The organism is Natrialba chahannaoensis JCM 10990, assembly GCF_000337135.1.
GTDB lineage: Archaea > Halobacteriota > Halobacteria > Halobacteriales > Natrialbaceae > Natrialba > Natrialba chahannaoensis.
Genome location: NZ_AOIN01000008.1, coordinates 36,364 through 54,133, shown reverse-complemented (window position 1 = coordinate 54,133; position 17,770 = coordinate 36,364). Strand labels below are relative to the sequence as shown.

Below are 17,770 nucleotides of genomic sequence, written 5' to 3'. Positions count from 1 at the left end.
AGTGCGCCGGCGAGGTCGAGGCACCAAGTGACGACGTGTGGTCGTGGATCGTCCGACCCACTGTGGGACTGATTTTTGGTGCTATGATTGAAATTCATCATAGGGCACGACGATCTCTGGATTGTTCCGGATTGGAAGACCGAATCCGAAGATATGCTCGATGAATGAATTGTTACCTTCCAGCATGTCAATTGGCACTTCTAATAGACTCTCTTCGAGATGTTCGCCATGACCAGGACTGATCAGGTTGTGGAGTGCAACCAACGTTAGGTCTGCGAACTTATAGCAAGTCCAGGCATCTACGTGATAGAGATCCAATTGAAGATCATAGCCGTAGTCTTGCTCATCGGCATGGATTCGAACGAAGCTGAACCCCCAATCATCCCGCTCTTGGCGCTTCCGAAGCGCTTCGAGTTTAGTCTTGAATTCTTCTTGATCTTCCTCATCCAGTCGGAAAGACGACTGAAGCATCGATTCGATATCGTCGGGAGTTACTGGAAGTACTCTGAATCCGTGCTTGAAATCATTGAGGAGCGCTCTATTTTCATCAGCAAAATTGAGGATGGCGTTTGCGACTCCGCGATGTAATTCTGGCGGCTCCTCGAAGAGGACCGATTTCGACTCCTCGTCAACGGTGTACGGACATCCCAGCACACCGGCGGCAACAGCGTCCATCTCGTGAAGATCAAACTCGTCACGGGTATCGACCGTAATGGTTCCCTCGCCGTCGTTTACTAAGCCACCCACAGTGATTATGCCATTCATTCGGAGCTGGTCAAGGACATCGTCAATATGCCATCGACGTGTGTTCTCTTTAAGAAAGAACCATGGCATGTCCGGGTTTTGCGCGTAGGCCGCGAAAATATGAACATATATGTCTGATATTTGGACCAAGCTGTAGAGGGCCTCTAGTCGATCCGCCTGATTGTACGGATTGATTTTCTCAAGGCGGTTTGACCAGTACTCGAAGGGATATCGTGACTGCCAGAGCGATTTGAACGGGGAATCCTGACGAGGGTGCATATTGCTTCGTTCCTTCTAGTACAACTTATGCATCAGCATTAGGCTAAGAGCTATTGAACCAAGCATACGTACGACTACTGTGTCTGAAACGTTTCCTCGGTCACAATACGCGTTAGTTGACCCTGAATCGGAGTTTCAACCTCAAAAATCAATTCAGTGAAATTTGCTTCTTTTTCGAGATTTTCTACTGGTACATCTGAGAGGCTACCTTGTAACCTAATCCCTGGACCTGGGGAAATCAGGTTAAACAGTGCATCTAGTACTACCTCTGCAAACTTGTAGCAGATCCACACATCAACCTGGTAGATTCGCAGTTGGGATACCTCCCCTTGATCGGTGGCTTGCTTTCCGAGCTGGGCGAATGTCATAGGCCATTGATCTTCGTTATATCGCTCTTTGAGAGTGTCAATCTGACTCTGAAATTGCGCTCTATTCTCATCGTTTAACAGTCCAAATGATTCGATAGTGACCTCAACAGTATCCGGTGATACTGGAAGTACACAGAATCCCTGATTAAAGCTTTGATGCAGAAAAGATTGCTCCTTAAAAGCGTTCAAGATTATCTGACAGATATCGCGGTGAAGTGCTGGTGACTCCTGTAGCTCAACTTTTCCTGTATCATCAATTTGGTAAGGAACACCCAACAAGCTTGCTGTAATAGCGTCTGCCTTATCAAGGCTCAGATCGTCTTCAGCATCGACAGTAGTCGTGTCATCTGAGTTCTGGGGTACTCTCCCAATAGCAGTGTTTCCGTTGGTCCACAGGATATCAAATGTGTCATCAACATCGCCGAGATGAACGTGCTCATCAAGGTAGTACCAAGGATGGTTTGGGTTTTGAACTGCAGCTGAGAAAGCCCGTGAGTAAATCTCTGTAAGTTTGACGAGAGAATAAAGGGCTTCTAAACGGTCGGCGTCGTTATGTGGGTTAATTTTCTCCAGACGGTTATACCAGTACTCAAATGGGAAATGGTACTGCCAAAGAGTATTATACGGAGATCTTTGATATTGGGACATGTCGCCTCTTACACCCTTGGTGTATTTAAATTGATGAATTTTCGGACTCACCTTTTGATCAAACTTTTTCGCCGAACGGTCGGTTCAAGGAAGGCGATAAAAACAATTTGTAAGATACAGAGAATGGGGTCCTGTTTAGACGCTCCCGAATGGGCGGGTCAGGAGTCATTTCGGCCGAGCAAAATACAGTAGCGAGCACCTCGTGGTACAAATTCACATTTTGAGAACAAAGCGTTAGAGTCGTTTTCCGTTGCGTCTAAACGAGGCCCAGAGAATGCGTTCAGCATGGCGGCCTCTTCCAAACCACGGGAAAGAGAAATCCCCTCATGGAAGCCAGGTTTCCCACTAACGGGGATATTAGCCCCCAAATTAGAGACGTCCCATTTAGAAATTAATCACAAGTGTTCCATGTCATCCACTAAGCCGGTGTCATAGATCCTTTCCAAATGAGAACCAGCGTGTATTATATTGACCAACCCCTCTTCAGGGACTTCGGGATACTCTAAGCCATGATCAAGGTACTCACCAAGGTAGTCGATCTCGTCAATACTGAGAGCTCTTCCAGTAACTCCAACCTTGATTCGTTTTTTAATGTAGTTGAGTAGGGCACCACTCCCAGAGAGGTGTTGGCAAATGGTTTGCAGGCTATAGATATCTGTAATATATGGTGGGTTCTCTCCTAGATCAAGGAGATCTGTATGGAGAATCGTCCCTGCATAGTCTAGTGGACGAGCAACTACAAGGACGGGGACATAATCCGAAAAACGGTCAGGATCGACCCGAACAGACCCTTCATCGCCTTGAAGGTTAGTTACATTACCATCCTTAATCCCATTAAGCAATTTCAAGGCTTGTTCCTCATAGGGTTCACCAATGACTTCTTCAGCATCTTGCTGAATTTTCTCAAACGAATCAAACGGACCGAGGCGAGAGCCAAGTCGTAATCCTCTAGTTTTGACTTCAATAACAACTACTGTATCGTCGTATAGCAGCACAAAATCTGATTCGCCATCCCGATAATCATAGTCAACGCTAGTTAATATACACACATTTTCATCATTGACGTTTTCGAGACATTCTCCTACCCAGTCCTCTGCACCTTCTCCAATCTTCCTTGTGCCGATCCCTTCATGTTTGCTGTCAAGGATATTATAGCGAAACCTGGTTGAAAGAGAAAACCAGAGGGAGTTCTGAGGTCCAAGATAGAAACGACCGTCCTGATCACTCAAAAGAGGGTATTCATGAATGGGGTTATGGTCAAATGGGTAATCAAACTTCGAAAATGAACCAGACAAGTCCTCTGGATTACTTTCATACTCGCCGATACCGATACTCATTGATTCGAAGAACGAGTCTAGATTATTCAGTTCCCCCTCTAGCGTTTCGCGGAACTCAGTAGAAGTAAACCCTAGTTCAGGGACGACCTCCCGAATTGTCCCAAATGTATCTTCATATCTCTCATATTCCCCGTTTTCAAAATCTGATCCTAGTGGATTGAGTCGATGATTATCATATTTAGCTACATTAACCCAAATGGAGGGGAAAGCTGACCGAGGATCGGTTTGGGCTTTTGCTATGGCGTCTTCAGATTGCACCTGAAACGGTCCATCACCGATGTCAACAACGTGCTGTATAATTGGGGCGAGTTGTTTGTCCCCCAGTGTTGCCTGATGGAAGCGAAGGAGATCATCGGCAAGTGAGACAGCCTCCGATGCACTAAGTCCCAAAATATCCGATAGTTCTTCGTCTACACGTGAGTAGACTCGGCGTGTAAACTCCCGACGTTGTGTTCCATGAGCAAATCGTCCAGTGGTTAGTTCTCGTTCCAGTTGACTGTGCTGAACGTGCGCTTTTCGTCGCTCCTCCGCTGAATCTGCGTTAGCTAGCACCTCGTCTTGCTTCAGTCTAAGCTGATCATATACTAAAGATAGCGAGTCGATTACATCGTAGAAATTGACCGCTGAAGATTGTTGCTCGGTTGGTGGAATTGTTGTGGCAAGTCCAAAGAGGTACTCGACCATCTTGGGTGGCAATCCTGTATCTTCGTCTAACATCTCGTAGGAAGTGGACCGAATAAGTTCATGATACCAAAGTTCTTTAACAAATTCTTGAGGACCGTGTTCATGAATATTCCTTCTAAGCTGCTGAACAGCCTCAGTAATAGAGTCGATGCCATGCTCTTCCAACCGGTTTCGTCGTCGATCCATTTGTGACTGGAATTGACTCCCAGTTCCAACTTGAGAGAGTGCAGTAACGCGGGAACTATCAATTTCCATATTTATATCTTCACAATTATCCTCGTGGAGACGAAGCCTAGTTAGTGTGCAAAATGGTTCACCGCAGTTATCGCATTGATATGATCCCATTTTTGTAGCGTTGATTTCTAGTTAGTAGTATATTGCCTTCTTAGAGGAGATTAGACTCAAATGCCGTTCGAAGTACGCAAAAGGATAGAGAAGAACAATGGATCAATCAGTCCAGTTGGAAACTTACCCTTCTGCCCAGGCTTTTCGAACTACATCTGATCGGTCTACCATCTGCTTCTCCTTTATACGCGGATCGTAGTGCTTCTTCAAAGCTCGCGGCGAGACATCAAATCGTTCGCTGGCCAGATCCAACCGGAGTCCGCCACTGAGATGAATGACAATCGAACAGTTACAAGCGCTGATAGGATAGAGTGATCCATCCAGAATCTTTGGGGCTCTCAGCCAGCTGTTAGTAAACGCGAGAAACGCTCAATCGGGCGTTTAGAACTCGTTGTCTTCTGCCTTCAATGAGAGACCATGACAGACACCCCCGAACCCCTCGCACCAGCAGAGGCTATGCAAATGTACCTCGACGAACGACAGCACGAACTCACGGACGCGACGACCCAGTCTCATCAGTACCGGTTCAAGCAGTTCGTACAGTGGTGTGAAAACGAGGAGATTGACAACCTGAACGAGTTCTCCGCACGCGATATCCACCGGTTCCGCGTCAAACGACGGAACGAAGACGAACTCGCCACTGCGTCGATGAAGGGACAACTGGCGACCTTGCGTGTCTTCCTCCGGTTCTGTGCGAGTATCGATGCAGTGCAAGCAGGACTCGATGAGAAAATCATCCTGCCGACGACCACAGCTGACGACGCACGCGACGAGTTACTCAGCAGAGATCGCGCTCAGAAAATTCTGGATCACCTCGAGCGATATCGCTATGCAAGACTCGAGCACGCGCTGCTCGAAGTACTCTGGCACACTGGGCTTCGCATCGGTGCTGCGACCGGAATCGATGTCGAGGACTACAGATCCGATGATCAATACCTGGCTCTAGTACACAGACCAGACGAGGGGACCTCTCTCAAGAACGGCTCGAAAAGCGAGCGGCTGGTTGCGTTGAATGATCGCGTCTGTCTGGTCCTGGACGACTGGCTCGAGGTCAACCATCCAGGGGTAGTCGATGACCATGGTCGAACTCCGCTATTTGCGACGAAGCGCAGTCGCCTCAGCCGTAACCGCGGACGAACGATCACGTACCAATATACACGCCCGTGTGTATACGAGAATAAGTGTCCACACGACCGGAATATCGGCGAGTGTGAAGCACACCCGACAGAGTATGCTCACAAGTGTCCGTCAGCACTGAGTCCACATCCTGTTCGTCGGGGGTCCATCACGCATCATCTCCAATCAGATACCCCTGAACGCATCGTGAGTGATCGGATGGACGTTGGGATGGACGTACTGGAGCGACATTACGATCAACGGTCCGCTCGAGAAAAACTCGAACAACGCCGACAGTACCTTCCAGATGGATAATACCTACAAGATGACGTAGTGTCTCGCAGATTGGAACAGTAACCGGTCGGTCGAGAAGGTACAGAACGAACTGAATAGTTCGAGGTGAGTAGTTGGTTAGTTGGCTGTGGGAAATGTTTCCTTCCCGATTTGTTACTCTTACAAGAGACCGCTATACAGTAGCCGTGTAGACGTTCTGTGGTCTCCCCAGATAGGATTGCAATCGTATGATCGTCTCAAGGTGGGAAGTGAGACTACCCATGGGAACTCTTATTTCCCACTCGATGGGGAAGAGGATGTCATCGAACTGGTTGATCCCTTCTCCACGAATACCCGACGAGCGGCAAGCAGTTACTGATGTGGCTATCGATCTATCCGAACTCTGCCAAAAGTCGCCTGCTAAATATAGAGGATGAGTTCAGCACCAACATTTCTGTGGTCTCACGGCAGAGTCAACGAACCAGTCATTCAGTGGATCAGTAGATTCATCCTGTCGGTATAACGTGCTTTTGCAGATTTCGAATAGAAAACAAGAAAGGCGTCTCGTGATAGCCGAAGAGGTTCCGGAACTTCGGATACCGTTTGACGAGGAGTTCGGCACCGACCTCGAATTTCTCGATGTGCGGTTGAGGCCAGTGATCCGGTCCATAGCGAACGCACCCGGTGCCAAGAAGACGACAGCATTGATCAGCGTGGAGTGAACAGTGCGAGCCACTGATCAAAAAGCCTTGACGGGATCATTTTCAATATTAGTTGAAATATCTCTTCCTTAGCTTCTTTTACTCCTGTATGTTTTCTTCGTGGTGGGAAATAACTATCTTTGTAAACCATGCCGAATCTCCTGCGACATTCGCCCTTGTACTGAAGTTCCACATCAAGCGAACCGTTATTCCGTACGAGACTGACTAGAGCGACGATCGATCTATCGTTAGATCATAATAAATCGCGTCTCTACCGGGAGGTGTTATCTTCGCAAAACTCCAACTGATGGCGACTCACGTCACTTGTCTACCGAGCGCACCCGGAAAGGGGCTGGAGATTCCGATTCAGTTTTGATTTGGATTTATAATGTCTTGGTACGAACAGGTGGTGAGAGATGGCATTCCTAGCTGAACGCGACGGGGAGCGAGTCATTCCAGAGCAAGTCTCTGATGGTGAGACGGTGACATGCCTGTCGTGTGGAAGCAAGATGTCACCTCGAGGGCCATCCGTCAACGGACGAGCTCGTCACTTCGTCCATTCACGTGATGCTGACTCATGTGATGGAAAGGGTGAATCGGATGAGCATCGGAAAATGAAATCGCTGGCAGTCTCAAAGCTTCGTCAAGAGTTCGACGGCGAGTTCGCCCGGTGTGCCCCGGAGGTCCACCTCGATGTATCACATACGGCCTCAGGTGCAGAGTTCCGTCGAGCAGACGCGTTCGTCGAGTTCAATCATGTACATCCTGTCTATGAGTCGGGTCTTATTGTCGAAGTCCAGTTTCGGAACAAGGGGAAAGACATCCCGATCGTGACACGTGACTACCTCGAGTGCGAGTACAGTGTCTACTGGGCACTCCCCCGTGATTTTGCGGAAACGGAGTTCAAATTCGATCGCCTCGAGACAGCGTTCAAATCAGATACGGCATTCGCTCACTCTGTCTCCCGTTTCAACAAAGGCGACCTCGAGGACGTCGCCGAGACCGATCTCCTCTGGCAGGATCCGATCCCCGATTGTGATCACGTCTGGAAGGAGTTCGACGAGCTCGAGTACTGCGCTCGCTGCCGGATAAACCGTACGTACAGTCACGAACGAACGCGATATCTATACGACAACATGGGCTTCTTGAGCCCTCTCGAGCGCCCGGACGTTCCGAAGGTGCCTGATCCCGATCCCCCTGAACATACGAACACGCAGTCGTCGACCACCGTGGAGACGACTGGAGCGCAACACGGCTACGGAGGGTGGGATCCTCACGGGATCCCTGACTGCGACTACGGGGAACATGATTGGGGAGAACACTGGGCAGATCAGCACGAAGCCAGTTGTCGGAAATGTGGTGTCTCGGTCGACATGGATAGACTCCCGGGATCGGTTACACAGAAACTCAACAACCAGAGCACTACCACGACCGCAGAGATCCCGCCGTGCGACTCAATCCTACACGATACCATCGAGCACAACTGGGTCAAATATAACGAGTACGGTACGGTTCAGTGCAACCGATGCTACACGACCGTCACAAGGGAGCGTCTTCCCGATTCAGCTGAGATCGAGGATAAAAGTTCGCAACGGAAGCAACAGGGGAATCAAACTCCAATTGACCCATGCGACGAAGGTGGTAATCACAGTTGGGCTGATACCGGCCGGACTAAGGACGTTGTTCAATGCATTAAATGCTACGAGACCGTCGATCAGGATCACCTCCCTGACTCAGTAGAGGTTGAAGAATCGTGGTGGTGGTGACCAGGTCGATGCGACTACCGGGCACATACGCCCGACCTCTGATACGAATATTGTTCGAAGCATGGCGAGATCAATCCCTGAGATGAACCGATACTACGTATTTCTCTTCGTCCTTTTCGCGTATCTGTTCGCCCTAATTGCCCGTCTCACGGTGAAATTAAGCGACTGGCTCACGCCACTCGAGTTGCTTCTTCCAATTACTTTGTGGGTTGTCGATCTACCGACGGTGGACGTGTTCGGTGCAGAGTTGGGACTTAACTTTGCGCTCTTTGTAATTCTTCTAGCGATCGTTATCAGTAGATTCGAACCAGAAGCGAACACATTGAATCAAGGCTATGCATTTTTCTTCGGTACCGTTGGACTTCTGTTATCTTTTGTCATTGGCCATCAAGTGGGATTCCTGTATTATCTTTCCTCACTTGTTGGCTTGACTGTCCTTTCGATTGTGATGCTCCTTCTGGTAGGCTTCACTCCGGAGCAAAGCCTTTCGATGAGCGTCCGATACGCTTGTTTGACGGCACTACTCGCCTTGACGGCAGGTTTACTACTCGAACTTGGATTGGTACTAGATGTCGTTTTAGCTGGAGTTGGTGCATATGCGCTTTACGCCAAGTTTTCAGGAAGAATTGAGCGCACCGAATTGCCACAAGGGCCCGACGAAATCCTTTTCCGTACCATTCTTCTCGCTGGGAAATATCCAGAAGGAATTGCAACGTCCGGACTGATTTATGCAGGACTATTCCTCAACCTCACAACTCTAACCGAACTCTTCCCATTTTTTATTTCCCTTGTTTTCACACAGGATGTGCTTGCCAGTCCATCGGGAGCCCTTCTCTACTTTACCGCACTCTTTCAGATGATTTTCTTTGGAGTGGTTATCATTCACTGGATGTCCTTCCTGACTCGGGTTCCCGACTCGGTCACCTACTGGCGAGGGGGTTCAAAATACGATTATGATCTTGAGAAACAGGCGGCGAACAGGCCGTTGGTCCGTAGCTTGATGCCGATATTGGTCGGTCTGATGCTCACAGAGGCAGTACAGGCCACCGCTCAAGCGAATCCGCTCGCTTTCGTAATGATGGGGTCGGAGTCCGTAGTGGTTTATCTCGTTATCGTCGGTGCAACCTTGGTTTACTCCATCGCAGCTGTTCCTGAGTTCGGATTGGTTCGCAAATGGATTCCGGGTAGCTGTTATTTAGTGAGCAACCGCCCACGGCTAGAAAGTGATTCATTGACGTACCTTGCCGCTGGAATATTTTTGACCGTGTTCTACTCTATCGTAAACAGCAACTTAGTAATTCTCGCGATGGCTGGCCTCCTCGTCTTCTATGCTACCGAGATATTCTTCACGAAGAATGTCAGGATCACGCTTCTGGTCGGTGCGGTCTTCATCATCTTGCTCCCGTTTTCGGGTTTCGTGTCCGAAACCGGGACCCACATTTGGCAGATTTTGGTTATATTCTGGTTTGCTTACCTTCTACTCGCTGTACATTCGACCCGAAAGGAAATCGTCGAAACCTTCCTTAGAATTGGTTTCTGGAAAGGGGATAGGTCATGAACTCTCATCAGATTCCCCTACAAACCGCTCTTTTTGTTCGACTGAGGTACTCATCTTCCGCTAGTACAACTTCCGTCGTCTGCTAGTAAAAAAGACAGTCGGATTAGCCGGTAACCCATCGGGGGATCATTTACAGACTGTAAGCGGCCCACTATTCTTTTTAAGTGACTGTCGTGGTAAGCTGAAAGCAAGATATGACCGACCTCAGAGACCATGTCGGCATCTATCTCAGACGCTCGACCGACGATCATAGCGAGGAGCACCAAGTCGAAGACATTCGCGAGTGGCTCGACCACCGCGACCTTTCCCTCGGAGACGTCGAGGTCTATCGCGATGGCCCCGCCTCGGGGGCGAGCGCCGACCGCGACACGTTCGACGACTCCTCGAGTACCACGAGAACGGCGATAGCTACCGATCGGTGGGGGCGACACACCGAATGTGACGAAGCAGACCCTCTCGACGATTCACCAATCAGACGAGCGTCGACGCTGGTACCTCGACCTCGAGACTGACGACGATCGCGTTGACGCCGCGCTCATTGACGTCCGACCGAGCGGCTGAACAGTTGACCATTTTGCGCGAGCGGTAGATAGAGGGAGTGATGGACCGGCCACTGCCGTTGTCGTTGAGGTCGATCAGCAGGTCTACTGACCATGTAATTCAGCGCAGTTCGATTGGAATGAATGAAGTTGGATTGACGCACCCATACTCTGGATGTTGTACGCTGTTTTTGCCAGTGGACCTATATATTCAACTTCGCGGATTGCATAGTATCCCTATACTGACCTATTTTGGACGCTGTATAGTGGTAATTCAGTCATCATTGCGTGTACGTACGTGAAACTGAGAGAAGGATTCACGGAGTTAGAACGTATCAAACGAGGAGACCACGTCACCTGTCGAGTACGTATCGACCAAATCCTGTTCAGTGAAGTCAGAATCGTCGCTCCAGATGGCCCCATCGCTGGCAATCGCACACGCGAGATACAGCACGTCGTCGGGGTCGGTGTCTCCGATTGCTTCGTCTGCCCTCTCGATAGCCGGATAGAAGTCGTCGGCAGGAATGACCTCAATGTACTGGAATAAGAGCTCAATGAATTGTGTCACTCGATCTGGTCCCATTCCCGACTTTTCCACGATCAGGTCTTCGTAGTTCTCGACTTCGTCGTGGACAAACGCAGGCGTCAAGAGATCTGGTTCGAGTGTCACGATGAGCTCCCGCGTCTTCGAATCAGCGATGAGTGCAGAGATGACGACGTTGGCGTCGATGACCAGCTTCATTCGTCGCGTTTACGCCGACTCTTCTTCGACGCGCTTGCGTCCACGTTCGTTGATTCTATCGGCGATCTCCTGAACGTCGCGCTCGGTGAGTTCGCTCTCACTGGTGAGTTCGTCCATCATTTCGAGCGCCTCGATCTTCTCCTGAATAGCCTGTCGCGTGACCTCGCTCCAGTTGATCTCTGGGTGCTTTTCCATTCGCTCTTTGAGGTGGTCATCCACGTTGACCGTGATACTGGGCATACAGGAGTCTATGTGTGCACAGAATACTGTGTCTTTCGGTGCATCCCATATTGAACGCATCGAGTTCACCGCGCTAGATAGGGAGAGAGTTCGAGTCGAGAGGGCTGCAAAGTGCCAAATTCCACTGACTCAGAACTCCGCAAATTTTGAATGATCTCCTCGGTCAGAAATGACCAAAATGCCAAATTTAGCTTCCTCAACGCCTCAGGGACAATTTTACGGGTGCCATGGGCCCTGACGGGGATTATCCAGAATCTTCGGGCCCTCAGCTAGCTGTTAGTACGTGGGAAAAGCGTCAAGAGTGGCGTTTAGAACTCGCTGTCTTCGGTCTTCAGTGAGAGAACCATGACAGACAACCTTGAACCACTCTCCCCAGCAGAGGCTATGCAGATGTATCTCGGTGAACGGAGTCACGAACTTGCGGGCGCGACAATCCAGTCTCACCGATATCGACTCAAGCAATTCGTGCAGTGGTGTGAACAGGACGGTATTGACAATCTCAACAAATTCAGCGGGCGAGACACCCATAGTTGTCCTCACGACCAAGATCTTGCGGAGTGTGATGCGTTGCCCACTGAGCGTTCGCACGCGTGTGCTTCGTCACTCAGCCCACACCCAGTGCATCAAGGAGCGATCACTCACTTTCTCCAATCAGATGTTCCTGAAAACGCAGTCAGCGATCGTATGGATGCTAATAGGGCAGTTCTTGACCGTCATTATGATCAACGGTCTGAGCGTGAGAAGTTGCGACAGCGACGACAATATCTTCCCAGCAATTCAGACCGATAAATAGGCCAGCAGCCGATCTACACGTCAACCGAATGTAACTCTTCTACGACTTCTTCCAGCGTGAAGAGGCGCAACATTTCATCCTCTGTTGCTGCTTCTTGCACAGACTGGTTGAACCCACTGCGACTGAACAATGCGTATTCGTACTGGGGGTCTCCGCCTGCTGGTGGCGTCCAGTCAATGTGCTGGGCTTCTGCCCGAAGGCGAGAGAGATCCGAATACCCGACCGGCTGGCTGGTGAACTTCACTTCACCCACGAGTAACGTTTCCTCAGCAGTGAGTCCAACGATGTCAATTTCGTGTTCCTGATGCCACCAGCGTCCGGGGAAATTAGTAAATCGAAGGTCGGGATACAGCGTTGGGACTGCCTGCAGACAGAGCTGTTCGAAAGTATCGCTCACGAAATCAGGGAGTTCGGGCTCAACGAGTTCGCTATACGCTGTGTCTCCGTACATCTCATATCGTCCCCCGCGACCGTGGACGAACCGGAACCAGAAACGAAAGAGATGATCACTAATCCGATATCGACGTTTCCGGCTGCGGGTTGGATCTGCTGTCACTGGGTAGTCTGGTTCGATCAACTCTAAATCCTCCAATCGGTCGAGATAGTAGCTCGAACTATTCGCGTCGATACCCGCATCGCCGGCGATTTCGTTCCGGGTCCGGTTTCCTTTCGCGATGGCCTGGAAAATGGCGAAGAACCGCTTTACTTCATTGACTTCCATTCGAAGTGTTAGCTCGGGCTCCTCGTGGAGACTACCCTGCTGGGCCAACAACGTACGCGTGATGTTCTCTTCAAGCGACTGTGTGTCATCAACTGTTTGAAAGTAGTGTGGAACGCCTCCGTAGACGCCATAGGCGAAGATCTGTTCTTCAGGATCGTATTCAGGGAAAAACTCCATAGCTGCCCCGAACGCGAGCTGGTCAATCGGAAATTTCCCGCTCGGATTTTGTGAGATACGCCCGTACATTGGTGCAGTCCCATTGAGAATGAGATCGTGCATCATCCCGATCGCTGAGCCAGTAAGAACGAGCGTTGTGCTCGAGTCTACGATGTCGTGATCCCACAGTCGTTGGATGAGTGATGGAAGTTGTTCATCAGCGTCGGCAAGATATGGGAACTCGTCAAGGACGATAATCGCATCTTGGTTGACGAGATACTCTAGTAGAATCTCCCAATCATGTTGGAGGCGCGTAATATCTGGGTACACTTCGCTCGCATCCGCCACAAATGCCTTGAGTTGGCATTTCGCGGTTGTCTCCGTCGCTTGGTGATATACGGCGTCATTGCGATCTCGAAGCGATTCGGAGACTAGCCGAGTCTTCCCGATCCGACGCCGACCCCAGACAACAGCGAGTTCCGCGCCGTCGCTCGCGTATAGTTCTCTCAGACGAGCGAGTTCTGCCGCTCGGTTGATGAACTTGGACATATTCTGGCATTTATCCCCGTGGCTATATAGCCATCATATAGTGTAGCCTCAACTATTGTGGCCCCAACTACTGTAGCTAAAGATAGTAACGACAAATATAATTGCATTGTTGATAACGTTTCTTAATGATACGTGCGACTTCACCTGGGGTGGTGAGCCCATATAGCCCAACTCTCCCGGTTCCTTGTTTTCGGTCTAATATCAGCTGAATTTCATGCATCGCAAAGAAGGTCCCATCCCTAATTGGTGAGAGAGGACTAATATTCTAACAATTGCGAAATATCCCTGTCGACTCTCCCCGAGTGAGGCAAAATGGCCCAACAGTAGCTTCATTACATATCGGCCTTATTGACAGTAATCAATGGGCTATTTCTCCGATCACGCTGATCAGATCGATTTTCAGCAGTTTGGCTCAGAAGGTATCAAGGGGGTTCGTTCCTGCCAAGCAGGCGGGTTCTGGGGTGTAAAGAGTCACTTCACTGCATACGAAGATGAGCCAGCGCTAGTGTCGATGCCAACGGGTTCTGGGAAGACAGCACTGATGATGTTGCTGGCGTTTGGACTGAGCGAGAAGCAAGTACTCATCGTGACCGCATCTGACGTGCTTCGTACCCAAACTGCAGCGAAATTCGAACAACTGGATGGACTGAGGCAAGCCAACGTTGTTGATGACAAACTGGAGGCCCCCTCTGTTACAACAGTTACCTCAAGGATCACCGACGAGGAGACGTGGAATGAGTTAGATGAGGATGTAGTAGTTACTCTCCCTCACAATATCAGCAAGGTCTATGACTCAGACCAGTATCCAAATTCTATCGTTAGCCCTCCCGAAGAGAAATTTGACCTCGTCTTTTTCGATGAGGCGCATCACATCCGTGCTCCCAGCTGGATGGAGCTACTTGAGAGCGTGAATAGTGCTAAGCGAGTGCTGTTGACCGCGACTCCATTTCGCCGTGACCGTCAGACGCTACCCGGTCGGATGGTGTATCACTATCCTCTGAGCAATGCGATGGAAGAACGGTTGTACCAGCCACTGTCTTTGACTGAAGTCTCAACGCATCGCGCTGACGATCCTGATAGCAAATTGGCAGCAGAGGCAGCTACCAAGTTGGCAGATATTAGAACGGACTATTCCAGCGCTAAGCTTCTAATACGGTGTGACCAGATCAATACTGCTCGGGATCTGGAAAAGGTCTATAGTAACCACGACTTGGAAGTTGAAGCGATTCACTCAGACCGCACCTCCAAGCAAAATGCGGAGACGATCAGCGCACTTCGAGAAGGGAATCTCGATGGAGTCATTGCTGTTGGCATGCTCGGAGAAGGAGTAGACATTACTGATCTGAAAGTTGCAGTACTTCATCAGCCCCCGAAATCGTTTGCTTTCACACTCCAGCTCATCGGTCGAGTCACTCGGCCTACGGAGAATTCAGATATCGCAGCAACAGTAATCGCCGATCCAGATAAATTGCGTGAGGTTGGAGTCGATGACGTTGTCAAGCGATTATACCATGAGGATGCAGGCTGGCGACAGCTCATTCCAGAACTCGTCGACAAATACATTGAGACAAACGTAGCAGCGACTACTGCCGGACAAGACATGCTCCGAGGGGTCAATGAGCAAGACCTCCAGCCATATCGCAGTACTAGACTCTACAAGAGCACAGAGTCTGATATCGACTTGGGTGCTGATGTTTCACTCGATAATGACACCATCGTCTACAAACTCCCCCGATCCGACGATGTATTTCTTGGGCTAATTACCGAGCAGGTCGATAAACCGACCTGGGGAACCAGGACTCCTCTTGTGTACCGGCAATATGACCTTCATCTATACTACTACCATGGCGAAACCAAAACCTTGTTTGAGGCATCTTCATCAGATACGCTTGCCAGCCATATTCGTAGCCAGATAGTATCTGATGAGATTGAACTCTATGGTGGTGAGTCCCTCGTCCGAATGCTGCAGGCAGAAGTTGATATCGAATACCAAGTCGCAGGACTAGCCAATGCACTGGGGCCATCTGGGAGTCTGCCGTCCTATAAAATGTATCTCGGTGACCGAGTAGAGGGAGCTGTACGACAAACAGATGCACAGGCCTTTGCTCAAGGCCATGCAGTTGCAGAGGTTGATGGAGAGATTATTGGTATCAGTAACGATCAGGGACGAGTGTGGTCCACTGGTAGAGAAGGAATTGGTGATTTCATTTCGTGGTGCCGGGGACTTGCTGGCAAACTTGAAAGATATGAATTTGAGTCTGCCGCACCAAAATTGGGGTTAGGCGAGATTAGCCGAATCGACGAGTTCCCCGCAAAGCCAGTATACGGAACTCACAATCCTGCGATTCAGCAACTCAACGTTGAGATTGATACAAGCGAAGTACATGAGGAGGGTGGGTGGCAACCTATGAAGAAGTCTGTTCTGGAAGACATCAACTACCGGGCCGATGAGCCCACTGCTGTCGAATTTTCCTATCTTCCTGAAGAAACAGCGCAATCGCTATCTGGCACATACAACATTAAGGATAATAAACTAATTGGACAACTCGCTAACTGTCAATTCAGGGTAGATGGTGGTGATAAGATAAGTGAGCTGACAGGAGATGTGTTTTTTAACCGTTATCCGTTGTACTTCTGTACAGGTGATGGGACCCTAGTCTATAACGGGCGTGGACACAAGGTCAAACAGGAACTCTCAGAGGTTCCGTCAACTTGCTTCGTTGATGAATCAAAGATAGATTGGTCAGAATGTGCTACGTGGAGAGAATACTCGATTGATGATGACTCAGATCCTGAAGAACTCATTCATGTTCACGCTTGGGTAGAGGACTTTATCGAAGCAAACGGCGAGAGTGAACAGGTCCTATTCCGTGATCATTCGAGCGGTGAGATCGCAGACTATGTCCAATTTGAGCCGTCACAAAAGCATATTAGCCTTTACCACTGTAAGGCGTGCAAAAAGGGCAACAAGAGTGGTGCTCGTCTCGAAGACGTTCGTGATGTCGTTGATCAGGTATTCCGGAGTATAGCGTGGATTAAGAACAGTGGGCTTCCAAAGCGGATTCGCTACCGTCAAGAGAATACCGGTGTCGAGGGTTTCAAACTAAACGAGGAGGGGTTTGATGAAATCGAGACACGGTTTCAGCCGAATGAGTGGAGTTTCAGAGTATACATCGTTCAACCTGGACTGGACCACGAGAAAGCTAGATTGCGGAATAACATCAATACGCTACTGCTGACTTGCAAGGAGTGGTTAGAGGCGGTTGATACAGAACTACGCATTATTGGCGATCCCAACGATCAGGTCGTGGAAGTGTCCTGAGGACACCAACCTTTCAGATTCGACATTGAAGTTCCACGGACTGTGTTCGTAGCATCTGCTGGTAGGACTAAGGTCCTCATTTGAACTGACTGTTACTCATCATTTATTCTATGGGTCGGCGCATGCGATACAGCCCATGAACATTTCGTGTCATTCACAACTCAACGTCATGGGTTCCTGAAGCGTAACGTAGCTCAATCACTAGATGACTATAAGAATATAATCCTCGCTCGAAGAGACTTGAGGAGAGTATCATCGAACTGATTGACACCAATAGCGAGATCGAAAACAGGAACGACGATGAAGACTCTGTGGACTACGGAGGAATATAAGTCAAATCATCCATGATCTCCAGTCAAGACTAACGGGCGAAAATCTCAATGACATCCGATGACAAGCAGTGACAAGAATGCCAGACCCCGTGGATGAACTCACGAACGACGAACCCTTCCCAGTCAAACCAGATACGAACGAATACGAAGCGCTTCGCTTCCTCGTCGCCAACCGGAAGTACGGATTCACTCCTCTCGAGGTTGCAGACCACACCAACATCAGCAAGTCAAGCGCGTCGAAAACGATGGCACGTCTTTTTGAAAAGGATCTCGTCAGACGATCGAACGGGGCATACTACGTCGAACCCGAGCGCTCAGAGGTATTGCGGCAGCGACTTGAATCGCTCGATGCAGCCGTTAGACTCTTCGATTCTACGCCGGACGACGACGCCTACGCCAAAGAAGGATGGGAAGAGGAACTATCGAGTATCAATCCAGACGACGAACCGGCTACTGCTGAAACCCGAGACTCGACAACCGTCGACGCAGAGGCCGAGCGCCTAATCATGGACCTTGAGGACAACCAGGGAAAAACGGGTGACGATCTGTAAGCACGA

Annotated in this window: 13 protein-coding genes; 7 read left to right on the top strand and 6 right to left on the bottom strand. The window is 49.6% G+C overall.

All coding sequences use genetic code 11. The features are described from left to right. Window positions 1-81: 81 nt before the first annotated feature. From C482_RS00220 to C482_RS00210, 3 genes are all read right to left on the bottom strand, one after another. Window positions 82-1,023, bottom strand: a complete 942-nt coding sequence (locus C482_RS00220) for a hypothetical protein (RefSeq protein ID WP_006165241.1) — start codon at window positions 1,021-1,023, stop codon at window positions 82-84. 74 nt (window positions 1,024-1,097) lie between these two features. After that, window positions 1,098-2,090, bottom strand: coding sequence for a hypothetical protein (locus C482_RS00215; RefSeq protein WP_152421938.1), 993 nt, complete (start codon window positions 2,088-2,090; stop codon window positions 1,098-1,100). Between the two features lie 344 nt (window positions 2,091-2,434). Then, a complete protein-coding gene (locus C482_RS00210; RefSeq protein ID WP_161605581.1) occupies window positions 2,435-4,315 on the bottom strand; it encodes an NERD domain-containing protein in 1,881 nt (626 codons plus the stop codon). Between the two features lie 507 nt (window positions 4,316-4,822). On the opposite strand from C482_RS00210, the gene C482_RS00205 reads away from it, so the two are divergent. The 5 genes from C482_RS00205 to C482_RS00190 all read left to right on the top strand — a co-directional run bounded on the left by C482_RS00205 (window position 4,823) and on the right by C482_RS00190 (window position 10,331). Continuing rightward, entirely contained in the window at window positions 4,823-5,836 is a 1,014-nt protein-coding gene (locus C482_RS00205) for a tyrosine-type recombinase/integrase (protein ID WP_049896356.1), read from the top strand. Window positions 5,837-6,360: 524 nt separating this feature from the next. Further along, window positions 6,361-6,516 carry a hypothetical protein gene (locus C482_RS21430; RefSeq protein ID WP_161605580.1) on the top strand — a complete coding sequence of 52 codons (156 nt, stop codon included), beginning with the start codon at window positions 6,361-6,363 and terminating at the stop codon, window positions 6,514-6,516. A 395-nt stretch (window positions 6,517-6,911) separates the two neighbouring features. After that, the gene (locus C482_RS00200; protein WP_241431851.1) at window positions 6,912-8,261 is read left to right on the top strand and encodes a competence protein CoiA family protein; all 1,350 of its coding nucleotides are present in this window, start codon (window positions 6,912-6,914) and stop codon (window positions 8,259-8,261) included. Window positions 8,262-8,343: 82 nt separating this feature from the next. Beyond that, window positions 8,344-9,819: a hypothetical protein gene (locus C482_RS00195; RefSeq protein WP_049896355.1), complete on the top strand. Its 1,476-nt coding sequence runs from the start codon at window positions 8,344-8,346 to the stop codon at window positions 9,817-9,819. 194 nt (window positions 9,820-10,013) lie between these two features. Continuing rightward, window positions 10,014-10,331 carry a recombinase family protein gene (locus tag C482_RS00190; RefSeq protein WP_006165233.1) on the top strand — a complete coding sequence of 106 codons (318 nt, stop codon included), beginning with the start codon at window positions 10,014-10,016 and terminating at the stop codon, window positions 10,329-10,331. A gap of 352 nt (window positions 10,332-10,683) precedes the next feature. On the opposite strand, the gene C482_RS00185 is transcribed toward C482_RS00190, so the two are convergent. The 3 genes from C482_RS00185 to C482_RS00175 all read right to left on the bottom strand — a co-directional run bounded on the left by C482_RS00185 (window position 10,684) and on the right by C482_RS00175 (window position 13,559). Next, window positions 10,684-11,100 carry a PIN domain-containing protein gene (locus C482_RS00185; RefSeq protein ID WP_006165231.1) on the bottom strand — a complete coding sequence of 139 codons (417 nt, stop codon included), beginning with the start codon at window positions 11,098-11,100 and terminating at the stop codon, window positions 10,684-10,686. A 9-nt stretch (window positions 11,101-11,109) separates the two neighbouring features. After that, on the bottom strand, window positions 11,110-11,340 hold the full coding sequence (locus C482_RS00180) for a hypothetical protein (RefSeq protein ID WP_006165229.1): 231 nt from the start codon (window positions 11,338-11,340) through the stop codon (window positions 11,110-11,112). 806 nt (window positions 11,341-12,146) lie between these two features. Beyond that, window positions 12,147-13,559, bottom strand: a complete 1,413-nt coding sequence (locus tag C482_RS00175; RefSeq protein ID WP_006165227.1) for an ATP-binding protein — start codon at window positions 13,557-13,559, stop codon at window positions 12,147-12,149. Between the two features lie 361 nt (window positions 13,560-13,920). Here C482_RS00175 and C482_RS00170 point away from each other — a divergent pair, with 361 nt between their 5' ends. Together C482_RS00170 and C482_RS00165 are read left to right on the top strand one after the other, a co-directional pair. Next, a complete protein-coding gene (locus C482_RS00170; protein ID WP_006165225.1) occupies window positions 13,921-16,881 on the top strand; it encodes a DEAD/DEAH box helicase in 2,961 nt (986 codons plus the stop codon). A gap of 409 nt (window positions 16,882-17,290) precedes the next feature. Beyond that, window positions 17,291-17,764 (top strand): MarR family transcriptional regulator, encoded by a 474-nt coding sequence (locus C482_RS00165; RefSeq protein WP_006165224.1) that lies wholly within the window; start codon window positions 17,291-17,293, stop codon window positions 17,762-17,764. Window positions 17,765-17,770: the final 6 nt, after the last annotated feature.